Origin of the sequence: Geitlerinema sp. CS-897, from assembly GCF_028368005.1 — a bacterium.
GTDB classification, from domain to species: Bacteria; Cyanobacteriota; Cyanobacteriia; order Cyanobacteriales; family Geitlerinemataceae; genus Baaleninema; species Baaleninema simplex.
Window position 1 is genome coordinate 18,157 of sequence record NZ_JAQNCQ010000248.1, and the last position, 19,948, is coordinate 38,104.

The 19,948-nt window shown below is 48.0% G+C and carries 21 protein-coding genes and 1 pseudogene; 8 read left to right on the forward strand and 14 right to left on the reverse strand.

Annotated elements, in window-relative coordinates:
* Window positions 1–20: 20 nt before the first annotated feature.
* Genes POG22_RS15605 through POG22_RS15615 form a run of 3 tightly spaced genes read right to left on the reverse strand, consistent with a single transcriptional unit; the run spans window position 21 to window position 3,613 of the window.
* Window positions 21–1,373, reverse strand: coding sequence for a hypothetical protein (locus POG22_RS15605; protein WP_498906277.1), 1,353 nt, complete (start codon window positions 1,371–1,373; stop codon window positions 21–23).
* Window positions 1,373–2,641 (reverse strand): hypothetical protein, encoded by a 1,269-nt coding sequence (locus POG22_RS15610; protein WP_498906279.1) that lies wholly within the window; start codon window positions 2,639–2,641, stop codon window positions 1,373–1,375. The genes POG22_RS15605 and POG22_RS15610 overlap by 1 nt, the downstream gene beginning before the upstream one ends.
* Before the next feature lie 6 nt (window positions 2,642–2,647).
* Window positions 2,648–3,613 carry a WD40 repeat domain-containing protein gene (locus tag POG22_RS15615; protein ID WP_498906281.1) on the reverse strand — a complete coding sequence of 322 codons (966 nt, stop codon included), beginning with the start codon at window positions 3,611–3,613 and terminating at the stop codon, window positions 2,648–2,650.
* A 1,220-nt stretch (window positions 3,614–4,833) separates the two neighbouring features.
* On the opposite strand from POG22_RS15615, the gene POG22_RS15620 reads away from it, so the two are divergent.
* Window positions 4,834–5,115 (forward strand): hypothetical protein, encoded by a 282-nt coding sequence (locus tag POG22_RS15620; RefSeq protein WP_498906283.1) that lies wholly within the window; start codon window positions 4,834–4,836, stop codon window positions 5,113–5,115.
* 175 nt (window positions 5,116–5,290) lie between these two features.
* Here POG22_RS15620 and POG22_RS15625 read toward each other — a convergent pair whose 3' ends face one another.
* The 3 genes from POG22_RS15625 to POG22_RS15635 form a co-directional block, all read right to left on the reverse strand.
* Window positions 5,291–5,605 (reverse strand): immunity protein CdiI family protein, encoded by a 315-nt coding sequence (locus POG22_RS15625; RefSeq protein WP_498906284.1) that lies wholly within the window; start codon window positions 5,603–5,605, stop codon window positions 5,291–5,293.
* 144 nt (window positions 5,606–5,749) lie between these two features.
* Window positions 5,750–6,535, reverse strand: coding sequence for a DUF6745 domain-containing protein (locus tag POG22_RS15630; protein WP_498906285.1), 786 nt, complete (start codon window positions 6,533–6,535; stop codon window positions 5,750–5,752).
* Between the two features lie 59 nt (window positions 6,536–6,594).
* Complete coding sequence (locus POG22_RS15635) at window positions 6,595–7,704, reverse strand: precorrin-8X methylmutase (RefSeq protein ID WP_498906286.1); 1,110 nt, start codon at window positions 7,702–7,704, stop codon at window positions 6,595–6,597.
* Window positions 7,705–7,824: 120 nt separating this feature from the next.
* Here POG22_RS15635 and POG22_RS15640 point away from each other — a divergent pair, with 120 nt between their 5' ends.
* Window positions 7,825–9,762: a heavy metal translocating P-type ATPase gene (locus POG22_RS15640; protein WP_498906287.1), complete on the forward strand. Its 1,938-nt coding sequence runs from the start codon at window positions 7,825–7,827 to the stop codon at window positions 9,760–9,762.
* 6 nt (window positions 9,763–9,768) lie between these two features.
* Here the strand turns inward: POG22_RS15640 and pgsA are convergent, their stop codons facing one another.
* From pgsA to POG22_RS15665, 5 genes are all read right to left on the reverse strand, one after another.
* Complete coding sequence (pgsA, locus tag POG22_RS15645) at window positions 9,769–10,284, reverse strand: CDP-diacylglycerol--glycerol-3-phosphate 3-phosphatidyltransferase (RefSeq protein WP_498906288.1); 516 nt, start codon at window positions 10,282–10,284, stop codon at window positions 9,769–9,771.
* A 247-nt stretch (window positions 10,285–10,531) separates the two neighbouring features.
* Window positions 10,532–10,750, reverse strand: a complete 219-nt coding sequence (locus POG22_RS15650) for a hypothetical protein (protein WP_026097412.1) — start codon at window positions 10,748–10,750, stop codon at window positions 10,532–10,534.
* Between the two features lie 137 nt (window positions 10,751–10,887).
* Entirely contained in the window at window positions 10,888–11,847 is a 960-nt protein-coding gene (gene accA, locus POG22_RS15655; RefSeq protein WP_063716536.1) for an acetyl-CoA carboxylase carboxyl transferase subunit alpha, read from the reverse strand.
* 57 nt (window positions 11,848–11,904) lie between these two features.
* Window positions 11,905–12,936, reverse strand: coding sequence for a long-chain acyl-[acyl-carrier-protein] reductase (locus POG22_RS15660; protein ID WP_063716537.1), 1,032 nt, complete (start codon window positions 12,934–12,936; stop codon window positions 11,905–11,907).
* 196 nt (window positions 12,937–13,132) lie between these two features.
* Complete coding sequence (locus tag POG22_RS15665; RefSeq protein WP_063716538.1) at window positions 13,133–13,831, reverse strand: aldehyde oxygenase (deformylating); 699 nt, start codon at window positions 13,829–13,831, stop codon at window positions 13,133–13,135.
* A gap of 334 nt (window positions 13,832–14,165) precedes the next feature.
* Here POG22_RS15665 and POG22_RS15670 point away from each other — a divergent pair, with 334 nt between their 5' ends.
* Both POG22_RS15670 and POG22_RS15675 read left to right on the forward strand, forming a co-directional pair.
* Window positions 14,166–14,288 carry a hypothetical protein gene (locus POG22_RS15670; protein WP_017659188.1) on the forward strand — a complete coding sequence of 41 codons (123 nt, stop codon included), beginning with the start codon at window positions 14,166–14,168 and terminating at the stop codon, window positions 14,286–14,288.
* A gap of 28 nt (window positions 14,289–14,316) precedes the next feature.
* Entirely contained in the window at window positions 14,317–15,099 is a 783-nt protein-coding gene (locus tag POG22_RS15675; protein WP_190288554.1) for a carbohydrate ABC transporter permease, read from the forward strand.
* An 87-nt stretch (window positions 15,100–15,186) separates the two neighbouring features.
* On the opposite strand, the gene POG22_RS15680 is transcribed toward POG22_RS15675, so the two are convergent.
* Both POG22_RS15680 and POG22_RS15685 read right to left on the reverse strand, forming a co-directional pair.
* The gene (locus tag POG22_RS15680; protein WP_498906292.1) at window positions 15,187–16,320 is read right to left on the reverse strand and encodes an aldo/keto reductase; all 1,134 of its coding nucleotides are present in this window, start codon (window positions 16,318–16,320) and stop codon (window positions 15,187–15,189) included.
* 105 nt (window positions 16,321–16,425) lie between these two features.
* Window positions 16,426–16,935 (reverse strand): bifunctional nuclease family protein, encoded by a 510-nt coding sequence (locus tag POG22_RS15685; protein WP_026097410.1) that lies wholly within the window; start codon window positions 16,933–16,935, stop codon window positions 16,426–16,428.
* A gap of 234 nt (window positions 16,936–17,169) precedes the next feature.
* Here POG22_RS15685 and ribE point away from each other — a divergent pair, with 234 nt between their 5' ends.
* The 4 genes from ribE (at window position 17,170) to POG22_RS15705 (ending at window position 19,830) form a co-directional block, all read left to right on the forward strand.
* Window positions 17,170–17,871 (forward strand): riboflavin synthase, encoded by a 702-nt coding sequence (ribE, locus tag POG22_RS15690; RefSeq protein WP_498906294.1) that lies wholly within the window; start codon window positions 17,170–17,172, stop codon window positions 17,869–17,871.
* Window positions 17,872–17,931: 60 nt separating this feature from the next.
* The gene (locus POG22_RS15695) at window positions 17,932–18,429 is read left to right on the forward strand and encodes a hypothetical protein (RefSeq protein ID WP_498906296.1); all 498 of its coding nucleotides are present in this window, start codon (window positions 17,932–17,934) and stop codon (window positions 18,427–18,429) included.
* A 108-nt stretch (window positions 18,430–18,537) separates the two neighbouring features.
* A complete protein-coding gene (locus tag POG22_RS15700) occupies window positions 18,538–19,485 on the forward strand; it encodes a lysylphosphatidylglycerol synthase transmembrane domain-containing protein (RefSeq protein ID WP_498906297.1) in 948 nt (315 codons plus the stop codon).
* A gap of 15 nt (window positions 19,486–19,500) precedes the next feature.
* Complete coding sequence (locus POG22_RS15705; protein WP_498906299.1) at window positions 19,501–19,830, forward strand: hypothetical protein; 330 nt, start codon at window positions 19,501–19,503, stop codon at window positions 19,828–19,830.
* Here the strand turns inward: POG22_RS15705 and POG22_RS15710 are convergent.
* Window positions 19,831–19,948: pseudogene (locus tag POG22_RS15710) on the reverse strand (IS4 family transposase); the annotation flags it as partial.

The window sequence follows — 19,948 nt, forward strand, 5'->3', positions numbered from 1 at the left end:
TGTTTTAGGAAGCCTCTAGCTTATCGGTGTCGGCGTTTCCCTTTCCAGCTTAAAAGTCCGAATGCAAGGAGGCTGAAAACTGAAGTGGGTTCGGGAACCGATTCGGGATTGGGGGTTTCGGGTAAGTCAAAGGCTCGAAGCCGAAAACTACCGTAGTCATCGTTGAAAGCGAGTTTGAACGGAATATCTGTGGCTTTATCGGAGCCGAGCAACGAGTCAATTCCGGTTATTTTGAAACTCGACACCCCTTCTCCCAATAGTTCGACGAAGTTCACGCGATCGCCGGGGGAAAATTCACCCAGGAGCATTTCTCCAACAGAAACTGTAAATCGATCGTCTGCGTCGAGACCGAGAGGAAAGTCTAAAATGTCGGTGAAGAGGGTATTGTCTATAGACTGAAACTCGAAGCCAAAGCGAGTTGGGGGATCGAACCAACGATTACTGGGAGCATTCAAAAAGTATTTCCAGTCTTCCAAACTTCCATTTTCTAATATGGGATTTTCCTGAGTTTGCCCCTCTTTATCTTTCGGCTGTGTGTTGTCACATTCATTTTTATCAAATCCACCACCGCCACTACCAGAGCTCAAAATTGGTTCGTTATTTTGAACTACATTATCTTCAAAAGTACAGCTTATATTTGAAGCAGCATAGATATTTCTCCACCCCCATGAAATTCCATTATAAACCGTAACTTTTTTAGGTTGGCTTCGATCGGGAATTTCCACTAGAAAAAGTTCTCCTAACCAGACGTGATTGTTCTGAAGATCGGGACGTTTAGGTCCATCAGCAAAATCATCTTCATCTGTAAAACTGATGTTAGGAATAAGATCGTAAAATGGGTTGGTTTGTCCCGAAGAAACATCAATAACATCTTCGTCATCACCATGTACACCAGTGGCAGAGCTATGGTTACTAATCACCCGTTGTATCCAATGAAGTTGGTTCTCTGCTGGGGTTGGGTCTCCATAACCTGGAGTGTAACGAATTTTAATTTGAGATCCTATATAGTCTTGTCCTGGATGGCGAAAATCATTAACATCTGTGTAGTATTCCCAAATATCAAAGCTTCCGATTAAGTCATTATCGCTTTTTTCAAAATCCCAACTGGGAAAAGCAATACTAAGCCTTTCTAAAAAATAATTTGTTTCAGAGGTGTTCATTATTAGAGGTGAAGATAGCTGTACAATACCATCCCCATTCAATGTGCCATCCCCATCCAATGTGCCATATGGCTCTAGGGATTTGTAAGTGCCATTAGAAGCAAATCTAATGGAAAAGGCAAAAGTCTTCTGCTCCATTATGGTCAACAGTAAACTTGTAATAAAGACCATCCAGTAATTCAGCTTCATTTTTTTTGGCTCCATATTTTGCATCAGTTAGTTTGAGTTAGACGGATCTTTATGAAGTTCGTGTTTAAAGCACTCCTCCAAAGCTGTGTAACAGGTCTAAATGTACCAATTTTAAGGTCATACATTGATAAAGGTTTCGTGCTGGCGGCATAGTCAATCCGAATTGTGTATGTACTAGGTTTAAGATCGTCAAAAAACCAGATTCCTCCAAATCCATCAGACCATCTGAGTTGAAGCTTATTGTTTTGCCAAGAAAGTTCTCCATCTAAAACAAACGTTACACTCTTTTCAGGATGAAGTAGAGGACAATCAGAAACCGTAGGAGGAGAACTCCTATTTCTAGATCCTTTTAGCTGTAAAATTTGACCATTAGGATCTACCATCTGTGGTGAAAGAGTATCGTACTGTGTAAAACGAACAATTTGTTGTTTTTGATTGTTAATGCGAAGTCCTAGCTTAACAGGAAATCTCATTTCAGAGGTTCTATTTGGGATTTTCCAAGTTGTTTCCGGTATAATTGTTTCAAATTTAACACCATCTAATTCAACTACATTACCATCACGAGAAATAGGTTCAACAATATGAATGGGCAATAAATTCGTACTATCTAGACCTATTCCTGTTTCATCTATCTTTCTAATTGATAACGCTTCAGTGGGATCGTGAAAGTAGGGATCTAGGCACAACGTGGTTGCTCCAGAACTACGATAGGTCAAACGAATCTGATAGGTTCCCAGTTCGATGGGTTGAAAAGAGGCATGACTTTGAGGAATTTCAAGTTGAACTCGATCGTTTTTCCAAGATAGAACTATCTGCATCCAAAAGCTGGTACTCGAACCAGATTCCAGTAGGGGACAAAAATTTTCTTCACTACAGTTGGGTTCAGTAATTTGTCCTTGTAATGGCAAAGCTTTGCCATCAGGACTGATGAGTTCGGGGACAAGTGTACTCCAGTCCGGACAAATAGGTTTTGATGTATTGTTGGTTAACCGAACTCTAAGCGACAAAGAGCTTGGATATATGAATTCACTCTCTTGAGGTGGAATTGGTAAAATCAGAAAATCTGAAGCATCTTCTTCAAACTCTAAATCTAAATTTATTCCTTCTTGTTGAGCTTTGTTTTCACTTATAGACATGAAGTCAACTGAATTGATTTTGTCTCGAAGTTCTGTCTTTTCTATTGCTGCTGATTTTTGACGAGTGGGATATAGCAATACAATCGATAAAGCGATCGCAGCCAATATCCAAAAAATCAAATATTTTTTAAATTTATGAAATATAGTCATTAACATGATTTTTTAACTTCTCGATTCAATCTCTAATATGACTGGTTCGACTTCATAGGTTTCTAGATTAAAACGCTGACCTCTTTTAAAGCGTCGATTTTCAACTTCGATAACTTCATCTCTGAATACCTCGTAATATTGAGAATCTGAAGAAAATTCCCCAGCTCCACCAATTCTTAATCGATTAAATTCCGAAACTTCTTGACATCGATCGAGATCGAAGAGTTTTATAGATGCTATTCCTCGATAATAACCGTGACTTCCTGAATAACTTTCATCGCTTAAAGGTCTATAAGAAGATAAACCGATAACGACAAACTGACCATTTGGAGAAAAAATCAAACCTTGTATACCACCTACTTTTGGTGTCGTGTGTTCTAAGCGACAAATTCGTCTGAAATCGGGGTAAGCATAGACATCAATCTCTTGACTTCGATACGCAACTGATAAAAACTTAGTTCGGTCTTCAGGAAAGCCATAAACTCGCTCGTTGAGTCTATAAATTTCCCGACCAGTTTCTAGATCCCAAAAAACTGTACGATCTTTCTGTGCTGCTGCTGCTGTCCGACCTCCATCTAACAAAAATACATGGCGAATGGGAATTCTTTCCTCCATTTGAAACATCCAAACTACTTCTTCAGATTCAATATCTCGTAGCGTAACTTGTCCTTGCTCGTTACCGTTTAGCCGATAGCAACCGACTTGACTTTCAACTCCAAAAAAAGGATTCCAAGTTCCAATTCCATTCCGAAATGTGTTTTGTAGAAAGCGGATTGTATATGAGTCTTCATTAAGTTCGATTTCAGGACAGTCTCTAGAAAGATCGACTTGAGCTAATTTTAACGACTCGATCGAGGTCACTTTGCGAATGTTTTCAGAAAATTCTGCACTGGCATTTCGCACGAAATATGTACCTCTTACAGTAATAGATATAAATCCTAAAATCCAGTATTTTTGAAGTTGTTGAAATCGATTCATAAATCTCCTTCTGGACATCTTATCCTGCAACAAAATTTAGCTGAACAAAAGGTAAATAAACTGTCCCTTTCTACATATTTTCTATGGTTTTCTCAGTACGTAATATTCATCGTGTTTCGGATTCTCGATCGATGTTTGGAGCTTGAAATACGGTCGAACTATTATTCGTAATACGGATACCAAATCCGAAAGGAATAAACAGTGACGATCGATTTCCTTGAATGGGAATGACAATGGGAGTAGTATCGCTAATAACAGCTTCCATGTTCTCTACGGCTTCAGTACAACAAGTTTCGAGCGTTTCTTGCCCTTCATTGAGAAGATCCCGAGCTGAAAGTACAGAGGGAATATTGCCCCAGAGGACAAAACCCAGTACGAAGAGCAAAATCGAGATCGGGGGGATGACATTCGACAATGACTTGAGAGCGTCACGAAGATGAATGCTGTTACGCTGCCAGTTACGGAGTCTCAGTCGATGCCATAGAAACATGGTAGATTTCTCCAGTTCGATCGACCAGTTGAAAAATCGAGCCGTTTTCAGGGTTTTCCAGCATTGAAATTCAAAGCGTATCCAATACCCTCTATTCCGGGTCTTCGGAGTTTGTGGTTATAAATGTATAGCATGATACAAAAAATTGAAAATTCGAGAGCCAAAACCCTTGAAATCTCGTGAAGTTAGTTTTTCTGTCACCCTAAACTCCGAAGAGCCTCTATTCCCTCAATTGAAGGTCGCAAGGTTTTCGATCGAGTACCCAGTTGCCGATCGAACAGACCTCAAATTTTTCACTTCATTCAAACTTTAATTGAAAGTATAGATCGAAAGGCGCAATCCTGATATCGAGAATTTACTGTTTTTTGAGTAAACTTAGATTAAATTACTGAGTTTTAACTGTATTTTGACTGTCTTACTGTTCGTACTTCCTTGATTTTACGTAGATTGCGATCGCAATCTTGCAAGTTTTTACAGATGGCTTTTTTGACGCGATCTCGATTACAACACGATCGCACTTAAAAAGTCACGTTAGCGTGCAAAACGTTTGAATGAGCGAGTTTTATCGAAATTCAGCGCAATCTTCTAATTTCTCGAGCAGTGTCGATAAAATCACGTTATAACATAAAAGACCTTCGGGATCGCTCAGTCGAATCCATTCGTCTTTAAAAGCGACAATTTGACAAGAGTGACCTAAACTTAAGAAAAAAATAACGTAGGAGTTCAGTCAATGCCTTCTCAAAAATCATCAGACTCTGAAGGAACCCAAAAACAAAATTCTAATCCAGTGAAGAACTTCTTTCTGGGCGCTAGTTTGAGCGGTATTCTTATCTTTGCTTACCTCTCGCTATCTGTAGACATGACCTATGGCAGTTTAGCAGCAGTCGAAACCTGGAGACTCGCGGTAGCCATTGCTGTTCCGATTGCGTGTGGCTTGCTCGCAGTCTTTTTTAAAGACCGTGCGATTGCATGGCTCAGTCAGATTTTTGAATCGGCGAATTTTCCTTTCTAAACCTACATTTAGGCGATCGCGCGACAACCGTTTGCAAATAAGGTTTCTACGGAACGTCAGATTTCGTTTTCTGAAGATAGCAGTGATAATGGGTGCATCTCACTTTTGCGTTCGGAAAATATTAAGCTTTTGCATTAAAAGCTCAGTATACAAGCAATCGAATCTAAGGACTAATTTAACTATCTAATGTTCTATTTTTAGTCTGGCTAAAATACTCCACCAAATAATCTTCTCCCAATTCGTGTTGTAACCATTCCCAAAGCTCTAGTCCTCTTTTTTCAAACCTTTCTTCCTCTTCTTTTATTTGAAAGCCTGCAGAGCAAGGATCGTCCATGTCAATTGTGTTATCATAGACCTCAGCCCATTCCAATAAGGCTTGTTTCAACTCCTCAGATAGTGGTAAGTCTTTCGGGCTTAAATTATAGTGTAATGAGCCATAACCCCACAGTGGAAAACTCCCATAATCAGTCATTAGTTTGATTTTATGCATTAGATTTTTCTAAAGTTACAAGAACAAAATTTAACGATCTATTAAAAGATTGGTTCAATTAAATCTATGAAGTCGAAAATTAGAATTTCGACATTTTTAGAATCATAAAAACCTGTTTAAACTGTCATTCTGACATCACACTTATTATTCAGATCGATTTCCTCCATGATAAGCATAAACTTGATAACCATCTGCAAATTCTAAAGCTGGCTTTCCTTCTGCATGAAGATGATTTTTGGAATCAAATAACAGCCGATTGGGTCGTTCGCAAACCGCGCAAACATTCTCAAACTGGAAGATAAAATCACAGTGTTCGATCGATTCCCTAACCACTTTCCATTTTTGGCGATCGTGCTGTATGTTGAGAGCTGATATGCAGAAGTCCAGCATACAGCCCCATGTAAGCCAACCAGCAGGTCTGGTCATCGCCTGTAGTAACTTTGAAAGATCTGAATAGTCTGTTTCTGTTTCATCGAAATCCTTAGCTAGTTGAAGTTCAACACAGCGCTCGATCCCCATTGGAAACTGAAAAGTCTTTGGATTGTTATTGCGATCGAGATGATTAGGAAAGTCTGGATGTGCAATTTGGTCACTCAATCTACAGAAGAGCAAAGTTTCCAACTGTCTTTGCATTAAATGAAGAAGATGCTCTAAAACCCTCTTGAAAAACTTAGTATGAATATCTCGTCCTAAGTGGCTTTTGAAGTTATTTATCGATAGAAGTTCTTTAATTGTGACAAAAGGACTACTGAAGAAAAGAATATCAGGTTCGGGATAATTGCTCGCCACATAAGCCGCTCGAATTATTTCGACAACTTTATCTCGATCGATCGGTTGAGTTTGTGTTGCGATCGCCGTCCACTTCTCCCGATAGCTTGCTATCAATGCCTGCTGTTCGCGGGACAACGCAGTGATGACAGAATTTGACATAGGCTGGACACGTCTTGGCATGACTTTTTTAAAAATTAAACAGTCTAACGGTCGATGAGTTATTCAGATTTTGTTTTCTGAAGATAGCAATGACAATCCGGTTTTTCAATCAAAGACGCCGCCAATCTATTGAGCGCGATCGCCGCCAGCAATCCCCCGCCAAACGTACTTTCACTGGTCACAAACGGTACCGATAACTGCATCAACCGCCGTTTAGCCGCAGGCGCGTGACTGAAACCAATCGGTAATCCGATAACGAGAGCAGGTCGTCCCACTTGCGCCTCGATCGCATCGCAAATTGCCAACAACACCGACGGCGCATAACCCACCACCCAAATCGTACCGTCGATCGACTCCCGAAGTCTTTGCTTCAACTGGCGATCGCGCCAAAACTGTTGTTCGGCGTCTTCCGCACTATCAATATGGGGATTCTCCACCAGCGATCGCCACTGACAGCCTAAATGCGTCAAACGAGTGCGATCGAGGGTCGCCACCACCGCCGGAACGTCCGCCATTACCGTACACCCCGTTGACAGCGCGTTTCTCGCCGCCGCGATCGCATCGGGACTCAAACGCATAAACGCCGCCAAACTCACGTCTCCACAAGCTAAAACCAGGTGAGACAAGACATCGACTTCAATCGGCGATCGCTCCGACAAATCCGGTAACAACCGCTGTAACGCCTCCTGAAAATTCTCAGGATGACTCGAAACCCCAACATCCAAATATTGCCAAAGTTCCTCACTTAAAGATTTCGCCGTTTGCGCTTCGACTTCCAACAACTGAAGTTGAGCCAACGCTTCCACTTGCGTCGAAAGACAAGAACTATCTCGTCCGAGTAACCCCTCAAGCGCGATCGCCGTTTGTCGCCACTTCACCAATTGCTGCAACACCGTTTGATACTGCTTCTGTAACTGCTGCATCAACGAATCGGTTTGAGTCGATTCAGGCTGAGTTTCCAAAATTTGCTTGATGTGCGTCAGTTGAAACCCCTGTTGCTTCAGTGCCACAATACGCTGCAAACGTCGCACGTCCGCCTCATCGTACAAGCGATAATTACTCGCAGACCGCATCGGTTGAGGTAACAAACCGATTTGATGATAGTGGCGCACCATACGCGGTGTCGTACCACATCCGACCGCTTGAGTGAGTTCTTTAATCGTCAGCATTTTCGACAAACAAGGGAGTTGACGCCTCGTTTTCTCTCGATGGTTTTCCCAAACTTCTCTTGACTTTGACATTAATGTCAAGGTTTACCATACGCAGACTGAAACATAAAGGTTGTGTCGATGATTCGTCGGTCTGTGTTGCCCAGTAAACTCCAGCATTGGATGAAAACCTATCCCGAGGCGATCGCCGCTGCGATTTGTGCGCTACTCACCCTCGTCGGTTGGCTCGCACTCAACGGAAGTTGGCTGGGGTTTGGCGTGTGGACGTTGCTGGCAGCTTACACCATCGGCGGTTACGACTCGGCGCGCGAGGGACTCGAAACCCTGTGGGAAGAGCGCGAGTTGGACGTAGACTTACTGATGATCGTGGCAGCGTTGGGCGCCGCCATTTTAGGCTTTTGGCAGCAAGACTATTACTTACTCGTCGATGGTGCGGTCTTAATTCTAATTTTCGCGGTCAGCGGCGCTCTCGAAAGTATCGCCATGCACCGAACCGAGCGCAACATTCGCAGTCTCATGGAACTGACGCCAGATACGGCGAGACTTTTACAAGGTCACGAAGAACGAACCGTTCCCACCCAAACCCTACAAATCGGCGATCGCATTCGTGTCAAACCCGGCGAACTGTTCCCCACGGACGGCATCGTTCGAGAAGGCAGCAGTACCATCAATCAAGCTCCGATTACGGGGGAGTCGATGCCTGTGGAAAAAACCCTCGGAGACGAAGTGTTCGCTGGAACGATTAACGGTCGCGGTGCGTTAACGGTGGAACTGCACAAATCCCCCGAAAGCAGTCTGATTCAGCGCGTGATTCAATTAGTCGAGCAGGCGAAAACCACTCAACCGCCGTCTCAACAGTTTTTAGAGCGGTTCGAGCGGGGTTACGCTCGCGTTATCGTCTTCAGCGCGATCGCCCTCGGAACGTTACCGCCGCTCGTGTTGGGGTGGGATTGGGAAACCACGATTTACCGAATGTTGATTTTTCTGGTGGTAGCCTCTCCCTGCGCGTTGATGGCGTCTGTGATGCCAACGTTACTCTCGGGAATCGCTCGCGGTGCGCGACAGGGGATTTTGTTTAAAGACGGAGCGCAGTTAGAAACCATTGGGAAAGTCCGCGCGATCGCCTTTGATAAAACCGGAACCCTCACCACGGGTCAGTTACAGGTCAGCGATATCGTTCCCGCCGCCAACGTCGAAAAAGCGGAAGTGTTGCAAATTGCAGCCTCTCTCGAAGCCTATTCCGAGCATCCCCTCAGTCAAGCGATCTTGCAAGCAGCACGAGCTGAAGAAATTCCGTTATTCTCGGCGATCGAGGTACGAGCGGAAGTGGGACAAGGAATCGTCGGTTCTCTCGAAGGAAAACCGGTGAAGTTGGGGAAAGGAAGCTTTGCGCTGGCGGAGTTCAGCGACATCGAGCCGTCTTTAACCACCCAAAGCCAGCATCTTGAAACTCAGGGGAAAACGGTAATTTGGGTGGTGCGCGATCGGCAAATCCTCGGATTAATGGCTGTGGTCGATCGCGTCCGTCCCCACGCCGCCGACTTGTTGAAGGTTCTCCAGCGGCGGGGAGTCGCGTTTACCGCCATGCTCACCGGAGACAACGCGGCCACGGCGCAAACGGTGGCGCAAGCAGTCGGCGTCAACGCGATTTATGCGGATTTACTTCCCGAGGATAAGGTCGATGTCGTCCGAAAGCTACAGCGACAGTATCGAACGGTGGTGATGGTGGGAGATGGTGTCAACGACGCTCCGGCGTTGGCGCAAGCCTCGGCTGGCGTGGCGATGGGAGGTGCAGGAAGCGATATCGCCTTGGAAACGGCGGATATTGTGTTGATGGCCGATCGCTTGGAGAAGTTAGAGCAAGCGATTTACATCGGCCAGAAATCGCAACGGATTATCCGACAAAATATTACGCTGGCTTTGACGTCGATCGCCTTGTTGATGGTGGCGAACTTTTTCGGCGAAATCACGCTTCCGGTGGGGGTTCTCGGTCACGAAGGCTCGACGTTATTGGTCACGCTCAACGGTTTGCGACTCCTCAGACGGGATAACGGGTGAGGGCGTTTAACTTTCTGCGGGTTGGGACGGAATCAGGTAAATCGCACCAGATACCAGTGTTAACATCACTGACAGCCAAAAGACGATGAGTCCGGCGGTTGTCCAAGAGTCTGAGAGTGGCGCCAAGAGAAGGGCGATCGCCGTAATTTGACTGACGGTTTTCGCCTTTCCCCACCAATTCGCCCCGGAAATCGTGGTTTGGTTGACTCGCCAACCGGCGATCGTCAGTTCTCGGGCTAAGATTAAAAATACACCCCAAGCGGGAACAGTTCCCCATTCAATTAAGATTAAAAACGGCGCAAATACTAACAGTTTATCGACGAGGGGATCGAGAAACTTTCCTAAATCGCTCACTTGATTGAAGCGTCGCGCCACGTAGCCATCTAGCCAATCGGTGAGGGCTGCAATTAAGAATATTGTCAACCCGATCCAGCGATAGGACTGGCTTGGATTGGATAAGAAATACAATAAAAACGGGATTACCAGCATTCGAGACAGGGTAATCCAAGTTGCAACTGTCATTCGATTTAAATAACGATACAGAACTTCTATATCACACAAAATATATTTTATATTGTATTTGTATTATATTTTAATATTTTAGGAATTAACTAACCCTATTGGGAAAACATCGAAGATTTATCGGGTCGTTCGAGTCACTTGAATCGAGCGAAACTCTAACAACTCGACGAGTTGCCCGTTATCTAAAAATTTAGTTTCAAATATCGATCGCAGAATCACGTCGCGGGAATTTAACGATTCACCGCATTTACGGCTTCGGAGACAAATCGTCGACGACTTTCACTTTACCCTGACGAACCGATCGCATGAGCCGATTGACCGAACGGCGATCGTCTTCGTTTAAGGAATCGTCTAAAGCAGCAGCCATCAGCCCGTAACAGTCCGTGCGAGTGAGAACCCCCGTATCCCGAACTGAGACGAGAATTTGCGAAATCGCCCCTGGAATGAGTTGTATTTCCGGAACCATCAGTTTTAGGCGCAAAATTCGGTATTTCCAGTATGACCGATTTTGACCCCTCACCGAGCGATCGATCTCGCGACGGTCGGGCGATCGCGATCGAGATTTCGAGCGATCGAAATCACAAGTTCCCCGAGTTCAATCGCTCAATCCGGTTCGCCCTCTAAAAAAACACCGATACGGCGAAATTTCTCGTATCGAAGTGTCCGTCGTTGTTCCGGCGTCAAGCCACAGAGATGGCGAAGTTCCTCGATCAACGCCGTTTTCAAAATTTCCGTCGCTTCGACGGGTTGATTGTGAACGCCGCCAACGGGTTCGCTAAGCAGGCGATCGAGAATGCCTAACTCCTTGAGATCCCGAGCGGTAATTTTGAGGGCTTCGGCAGCTTGAGAGCTTTTCGAGGCATCTTTCCACAAAATCGCCGCGCAAGCTTCCGGTGTTGCCACCGTATATACCGCGTGTTCGAACATCAGCAGGCGATCGCCGACACCGATACCCAAAGCACCGCCCGAACCCCCTTCACCGATCACCGTACAAACGATCGGTACGTCGAGGCCGAACATTTCCCGTAAATTGAACGCAATGGCTTCGCCTTGGCCGAGGTGTTCGGCTTCAATACCCGCCCAAGCCCCCGGCGTGTCGATAAACGTGAGGATTGGCATCCCAAAACGGTTCGCGTGTTCCATCAACCGCATTGCTTTGCGGTAACCGCCTGGAGATGCCATGCCGAAATTTCGTGCGACGTTATCTTTCGTATCGCGTCCTTTCTGGTGTCCCAGCATCACCACCGGTATTCCGTCCAACCGTGCGATGCCGCCTACGAGAGCCGGATCGTCAGACCCGCCGCGATCGCCGTGTAACTCGATCCACTCGTCGCCGATCGCTTGAATGTAATCGAGGGTACTCGGCCGTCGGGGGTGACGTGCCAGTTGCAACCGTTGCGCCGGAGACAAACTACTAAAAATCTCTTGGCGCAGTTGCGTCGCCCGCTCTTCGAGTTGGCGAATTTCCTCCGAGACATCCACGTGAGTTTCGTCGGCGATGTCTCGGATTTGTTGAATTCGTTTTTCCAGCTCGACGAGGGGTTTCTCGAAGTCTAACAGCATAGGTTGGACAAGCAAATGAAAAGTAAACGGAAGTGGCTGGGTTGTCCGATATTGCTTCTAGCTCTCTACAACAGACAGAAGCGGTTTAAACCCGTGTTTGATCGAAACGTCACCGATCGCCTGCATTTTTTCCACAGAGATCTGGTTTCGTCCCCAAGAGAAGTTGGTGTACCACTTCTCGAATTCCAGCAGCATCGACTCGGCAAAACAAGCAAACATTTGCCGGGTCGGTACGTCCATGTTAACCAGCTTCATAATCCGCCAGTCAATGTCGAGAGAATGTTCGACAATGCCGCCTTTGAGGACGTAGACACCGGGATGTTTGAGTTTCGAGTCGAGGTTTTTGGGATAGCCCCCGTCGATCGTCAGACAGGGTTTTTTGAGGCTGTCGAAGTCGATCTCGATGCCTTTGGGCAAACTGGCCACCCAAACCACGATGTCGGCATGGGGTAGAGCCTCCTCCAATCCCATGACCTTACCGCGACCGAGTTCTTCTTGCAACGCTTGCAGCCGAGCGCGATCGCGAGCCACTAAAATCATGTCGGCGACATCTGTTTTCGTGTTGAGCCACCGACAGACCGCACTTCCGATGTCTCCCGTCGCACCGACCACCGCCACCGTCGCTTTCGACAGTTCGATGCCGAGTTTCGGGGCAGCTTGTTCGACTTGACGGCAGATAATGTAAGCCGTATGCGTGTTTCCCGTCGTAAACCGCTTGAAATCAAGCGTGATGTTGCGAATCCGCTGAATTTGATTCAAATTGAAATTCTCGAATACAATCGAGGAAAATCCGCCGAGCGCCGTGATATCGAGTCCGATTTTTTGCGCGTGAGCCATCGCGTTGACGATTTTTCGCGTCGCGGCTTTGATACGACGGTTCGCCAGCATTTCCGGCAAAAAGCAGGATTCGACATAGCGACCTTCGATCGTTTGACCCGTCACGCTCGTCACGGTAATGTTATCGACGGTTTGCGGCGGAGCAGAACACCAAAACTCTAAATCCTGGTTGGCGAGTCCGGAGTATCCCAAATCCCGCGCGACGGTTTGAGCTTGTTCTAGATTGGTAAGGTGACCGATTAAACCAAACATGGGCAGATTTTAGGCAACCTGTCTTTCAGGTTGCAAGACGGTATGCGGTAACAAGTACAGGTTCATAAACCTTTACATTATTATACGAGAGAATGCTTCTCAATCTTTTTCGCAAGATATCGCCCGCTTTCGGCTCGAAAACGGGCGATGGAAACGTTCTCGCTAAGTTCGCTTGAGAACAGTTAGGTGCAACGACTTAAGCCGCACTCCGCAAACCGTGAGTGAGCATCCGTACCGTCTCGCGAGTATTGAAGCCGACGTTAGCGAGGGCTTCACCGTAGGCGATCGTGAAATCTTCGATGAGTTCTTCTTTCTCCATTTTGAGGACGCGAGCGTCGTTCTCGACTTGGTTGAGCATCTTCCAAACCAAAGGCAAGTTTTCGCGGTTGGCTGTTTCGATGCGTTCTTTAACGTCATCGAAATTTGCCTTGAGCCACTCTTCGCCGTAATTCAAGTGGGTGTATTCGTCCTTCACCACACCCTCGGTAATTTTACGGGCAAAGTCGTCGGCAACGGGAATGTAAATGTTGTAAGCCGAGATCGCAAAGCATTCAATGATGAGCGCTTGAATGACCAAACAGGTGACAATATCGCCCTCTTCAGCCGCTTTTTCAAAATTACCGTGCAGTTTGGAGAAGAACTCGCGAGCGAAGTCCATATCCGGTGTCACTTCCAGGTTGCGCCCACAGGCTTGGAATCCTTTAGCGTGACGGCGTTCCATTTTTGCCAGAGAGATCAGTTCGTCCTTATTCTCCGGCAGCATTTCAGCTAACTTAACAAAGTTATCGTAGGCTTCGTTCTCCCCTTCGATCACGATGGCGTTAATGCGGCTGTAAGCGTCTTTGTAGGTGTCGCTTTGGTAATCGATGGTAGGGGTAGCTTCTAACTGCGGCATATGTTTCCTATCTCCTCATCCTTAGATGGTGGGGGGCAAAACTATACAAAAAGGTATAGCTCGAAGTTGGGCTGGTGGCATTCCTGAATCGCTAGAGAGCGTCCGTTTAAAATTTTATCTGTTGCCCGACGGTTTGGGAGTTTGCATTACCGATCGCGCGTCAATTCCGGAATGCCGTCTCGGACTGGGATGTTTCAGGTCAGGGGGTGAAAACCCCGCTCGACACTCCATCTGAGTTTTGTTCGACCCAGGAGAAGCGTTCCTGTAACATTTTTGTTAAAACAACTTATGTTTACTTTACAGGGTTTAACCGGAACTTGACCAGATCCGATAATTGCCCGATCGCACCGATATTGTAAGTCTCCTAAGAGAATACGATGCCCGATCGATCTCCGAAGCCTCCTGCAACCGCCTCGATCGCGCCTTCGCCAAAATCACCGACCACCTCGAAGATTGACTTCCTTAATCGATCGCGAGGCTTATACTTGCTTTTTCTAATCGTTGGCGCGGCGATCGTCCTGTTTCCTCTCCTGATTGTCTTGCGTGCCTCTTTTGCCCCCTCGGGTTCGGTGTTGAGTCTCGATCTCAACGGATTGTGGTCTCTGGACAACTACCGTCAGGCGTGGCAACGGGGTCGCTTCCTGCGAGCGTTTGCCAACTCGACCTTGGTGGCTCTGGCCGTTACCGCCTTTCAAGCGATAACCTCTGCCTTAGCTGGCTACGCCCTGGCTCGTTTGCGCTTTTGGGGGCGTCGCGGCTTGCTAACGGTGGTGGTGGCGACTCTGGCGATTCCGTTTCAACTCCTGGTGGTTCCCGTCTTCCTCGTGCTGAAATGGGGACATCTCCTCAATACTTACGGGGCGTTGATTTTACCGACCGCCGTGAACGGCTTCGGGATTTTCTTGATGCGACAGTATTTCGTAACCGTTCCGGTGGAATTGGAAGAAGCCGCCGCCCTCGACGGGGCGAATCGCTGGCAGATTCTTTGGCACGTCATGCTTCCCCTGTCTCGTCCGGCGTTAGTGGCGCTGGGACTGTTTGCCTTTATCGGGGAATGGAACGATTTGTTCAAGCCGCTCGTTTTCACGACTCGCCCGGAACTGAGAACGGTTCAGTTAGCCCTGGCGGAGTTTCAAGAACAATTTACCAACGACTGGGCGCTGCTCATGGCCGCCGTGGCGATCGCCACGATTCCCGTGTTAGTCCTCTTTCTCCTCGGACAACGCCAATTCGTGCGCGGTATCGCGACAACGGGCGTGAAACAGTGAAAGCAGTCACCAGTCACCAGTCACCAGTGATGAGATGAGGCAAACGGTCTTCACTCTTGCCTCTTCCCTCTACACTGAAGAAGCTCCCTAACTTTCCCACAAACGCCGTCCTTCGTGGGTGTATAGGCGATCGTGGGTGTCTCTTAGGAGTTGGGGAATGTCGAGGTTTTCTGGACAGCGGGGGAGACAGTCGCCGCAGTCGGTGCAGCGGTTGGCTTTACGTCCGGGGAACCAATGACCGGCGTTTTCAAACATTCGATAGCGGTATTTGCCAAATTCAGTCATGTCGTAGGCAAGGGAAAGGTTCCGCAGGCGCAAGACTTCGGGAATGTGGATGTTTTCGGGACAGGGCAGACATTGGTAACACTGACGACAGCGATCGCTCCCTAAAACCTCTGTCTGTTGAGTGTCGAGACGCTCGAGAACGGTGCGTTCTTCGTCGGTGAGGGGATCGGTGCGATCGCACATCTCTAAAGCTTCCTCGAGTTCGCTGGGATTGGCCGCTCCCAAACTCAACGTCGTCACCCGGCGATCGCTCAGTAGAAAACGATAGTTCAACGCCAAGGGTGAAAACGGCTGACATAACCGTCGCAGTCGTTCCGAAGGGGCGTACAGTCGCCCGCCTTTATCCACTGGAGAAATAATAAACACGCCCATATCGAGCTGACTCGCCCGTTCGATCGCCGGGGCGTGACGTTGAAACAATAGGTAATAGTGAAGATTGACGAAGTCGAACGCCCCCGTTTCCATCGTCGCCAGAATCAGCTCGAGAGAACCGTGAGTTGAAAACCCCACGTGACGGACTTTTCCGGCGTCGATCGCCTCTCGTACCGCCGCCATACACCCGTCTGCCGCTTTAACCCATTCGAGATGTTGCCAGGTGTTAATCCCGTGAATCGCCAGGTTGTCGATGTAGTCGATGTCCGTTCGCCTCAAGGATTCGTCGATTTCGCGAGCCGTCGCGGTTCGATCGGCATTGGGTAAAACTTTCGTCGTGAGATAGAGCTGATGGCGGGGAACGCCGACTCCAGCTTTCAGGGCAGCCCCTAGATACTGCTCGCTTTTTCCGTAACTCCGCGCAGTTTCGATGTGGTTGATGCCCTGACGGACTGCCTCGCGAACCGTTTGCACGGCGTTGTCCTCCGAGGCGAGGTAACGCATCGTCCCGAGGGAAAACACTGACAATTTTAAGTTCGTGCGACCGAATCGACGATATTTCATGCGATCGAAACTATGCTAAGGGACTCGCCCCGCCAAACTCGACAATTCTTCACGGGATCTCGCGCCTCGAGAGAGTGCGATCTCAATTCGACATCCGTGTCCCGCTCAATCGTACTGAGCCTCTCCCCCTTTCCCCGATCGCTCGATCAGTTCTTGGGGACTGAGATCGTTCAAAAATTCTCGGAACGCTTGACGTTCGGCTTCGTCGGCTTCGCGATCGACCGGAATCGACGCATCGGCCACCACTTCCTCCATCACCCAAATGGGCGTCCCCGTTCTCAAAGCAATGGCGATCGCGTCGCTAGGACGGGCATCGATTTCTTTTTTCTTCTGCCCCTGGGACATTTGTAAAACGGCGTAAAAGGTATTGTCTTCTAAGGCGTGAACGATAACGCGATCGAGTTTTAGATTCCATTCTCCCAACAGGTTCACCAGGAGATCGTGCGTCATGGGACGGGGCGGAGTATGGTTCTCCATGGCACTGATAATCGACCTAGCCTGATCTTGGGAGATATAGATCGGGATGGCGCGGCGCTCGTCGGCGTCTCGCAACAACACGATCGGGCTTCGCGTTGCTGCATCTAAGGCTATTCCAGCAACATTCATCTCAATCATCGATTCAGCCTCTCGTTCGATACGGTTGGGGGGGAACAGGGAGAGCGCGAATGCCATCCCTGAGATTTAGTATGCCTCGATCTTCGATGGGATTCACCTCGATCGCTGGCTCTTTCGGGTTAAGAAAGTTGACGAGTCCCGCCATTGCGTTCGGACGCTAAAATTGCTTCGGAGGCGGGCATTAACTCCATCTCGTCTTCGGGTTTCGTTCACTTTTTGATTTAGGAAGTCGCCGTGTTTACCGGACTCGTCCAAGCTCTCGGAACGCTCGAATCTCTCTCTGACGGTTACGCACGCATTCGCTATCGCTGCGCTAATTACGAGGCGATCGCGCGGGATTTGGCCGTGGGGGATAGCGTTGCCGTCGATGGCATTTGTTTGACGGTCGAGACGATCTTAGTGCAGGGGTTCGTGGCGTCGGTGTCGCCGGAAACCCTGACCCGCAGTACTCTCGGACGCCCGAGTCCCACTCCCGCCTCGGTCAACCTCGAAGGCTCGTTACGCGTCGGCAGCAAACTCGGCGGACATTTCGTGACCGGCCACGTGGACGGGATCGGGTGTTTGCAGTCGTCGGTGCTGATGGATAATTCTTGGGAGATGACGTTTACAGCTCCACCGTCGTTAGAACGCCAGTGGCGCGATCGCATCGCTCGCTACATCGTCCCCAAGGGTAGCATCGCCGTGAACGGCATCAGTTTGACGGTGGCTGATTGTGACGACGACAGCAATTGGTTTACTGTCGCCGTGATTCCCCACACCTACGCCGAAACCAACTTACGGGAATTACAACCGGGCAGTTGGGTCAACCTCGAAGGCGACGTTCTCGGCAAGTACGTCGAGAAGTTTCTGCACCACGGGAAACCTACACCGAACGGACGAGATCGCCAGTTGGAGGCAATTTCCCCCGAATTTTTATCCGAACACGGCTATCTGTAATCGAGTGTTAGAATCGCAGGCAGCGAATTGGCTATCGATACTACTATTATCACCGCAATTATGAGGTTGAGTCTCCGCTTAGGCGTTCTCGCCCTCGTCTTCGCCTCGGGTGCGTTGACGGGATGTCAGACATCTGGAAACTCGAATTCTGAGAACCGCTCTGATTCGGCCACGATAACGTCGCAGTCGATGGAGAACGCAACCTCCGCAGAAGACGGCAACGAGCGATCGCAAGCTACGGATAACGCGACTCCAGACCAGCTGTACGGTCGCTGGGAAGTCCACAGGTTCGTGACGCCGGATGGAGAAGAAATTGATTTGACCGATCTGCCTCCCGAACAGCGTGCGGATTTGTCCTGGGAACTGACAGAAGACGGAGAAATTCGCATCGGCAATCTCGAAGGAACCTATCGGGTTGAAGGCAATACGATTTACGCGACGAACCCGGAATCGGGAAACGTCACGGAATTCGAGTTTACAGTGTCGGAGACGGAGCTGTCCGTCGTCAAGAAAGATGAAGGAGGCGGCACGTTGCAGCTCGTCCGTGCGGACTCCTAACTTCGGTTAAGCTTTTGGGAAGCGCTTTTGAGAAGTGCTGTGGAATAGTCTTGTGTTTCGTTCGGCTGCATCAGTCGGGTTTCTGTCTTCGGTTCTAGGACAAGTTCTATGAAACGGTTGATTTCAATAATCGTTAGTTTGGGAATTCTGGCGATTATCTATTCTAAAATCGATTTTCAAGGTTTGATCGGTGTTTTTAAAAACTGCGATCGCGTTTGGATGGTAATTAGTTTGGGTATGGTCGTCCCGCTAACAGCGATTACCAGTTGGCGACTTCAACAGTTAATGCCGCGATCGGGATTATTGAGTTTTTGGGAAGCCAACAAACTTACCCTTGCCGCGAGTGTTTTAAATATGGTCTTGCCTTCTAAGATGGGAGATATTGCTAAGGCGTATTTTATTCGCGATCGTGGCTATTTGAGCGGATCGCTTTCTCTATCTTTGGTGGTCTTTGAAAAGTCCTGTGATATGCTATCACTCTTACTTTGGTGCGTCTTTGGATTGGCGATTTATTCCAAGCAAGATATTTTATTTTGGGTCATGGCAGTTGGCGTTTTTATTGGGTTGATTTTGGGCTTGTTATTGCTCGGTTCTAAAAAATTCGCCGATTTCTTTTTTAAGACTGGCAAAAAAATAGCTCCCAAAAATATCAAAAAGAAACTCGAAAAACTCCATATTTCTTGGAGCGAAATGCACGATTACTTTTGGCGCGATAAAAAACAACTGACAAAAATCGCCCTGACCTCTATTTTTATTTGGTTTCTCCACCTGCTCCAAATCTGGTTTTTTATCTTCGCCCTCAACGCCAACGTTCCCTTTGTGGCCAACCTAGCTTTATCCCCACTGGCGATCCTCGCGGGATTGTTGCCCTTAACCTTTGCGGGAGTCGGAACTCGCGACGCCGCCTTGATTTTGTTCTATCAACCCTTCTTCGACGCCCAAACGGGAGCCGCTCTCGGCTTACTTTGTACCTCGCGGTATTTTCTCCCCGCCGTCGGCGGACTTCCCTTTTTCGGTCAGTATCTTGCCAACGTTCGTGGCGTTGTAAAGCAGTGAAACAGTTCGATCGCCATGTGGAAACGATTTTGGCAATGGCTTAAAAACTTCCTGCATCGTCTGTTCTCAACGCCGACGACGCCAAAACCGACACCGGAACCGGAAGTCTCGCCGATGAGCGATGCGGGATACGAACAGCTTTTAATGCAGGTTCTCGAGGGGGTAGCCTCGGGATGGACGCGCGATCGCCTGTTAGCGGAAATCGACGATCGCACTGGCGATCGCTTTTTTCACTCGTGGCTGCATCGCTTCGGAAAACGGTTACTGGCGTCTCCAGTTCCCAATCGCGAGTTAGGACGGCGTCTCGTCTGTTTGTCAGAACTCCCTGAGAGGGTGACAACATAGCTAGACCCCCTGCCTCACAAGGGATAGAGCCTCTAGCCCTCGTTGAAAATGGAGAGATTTGTGAGGCTTCAACGCCATGAGCGCCAACATCCAATCTCTCCAGAGCAGCAGGGATTGA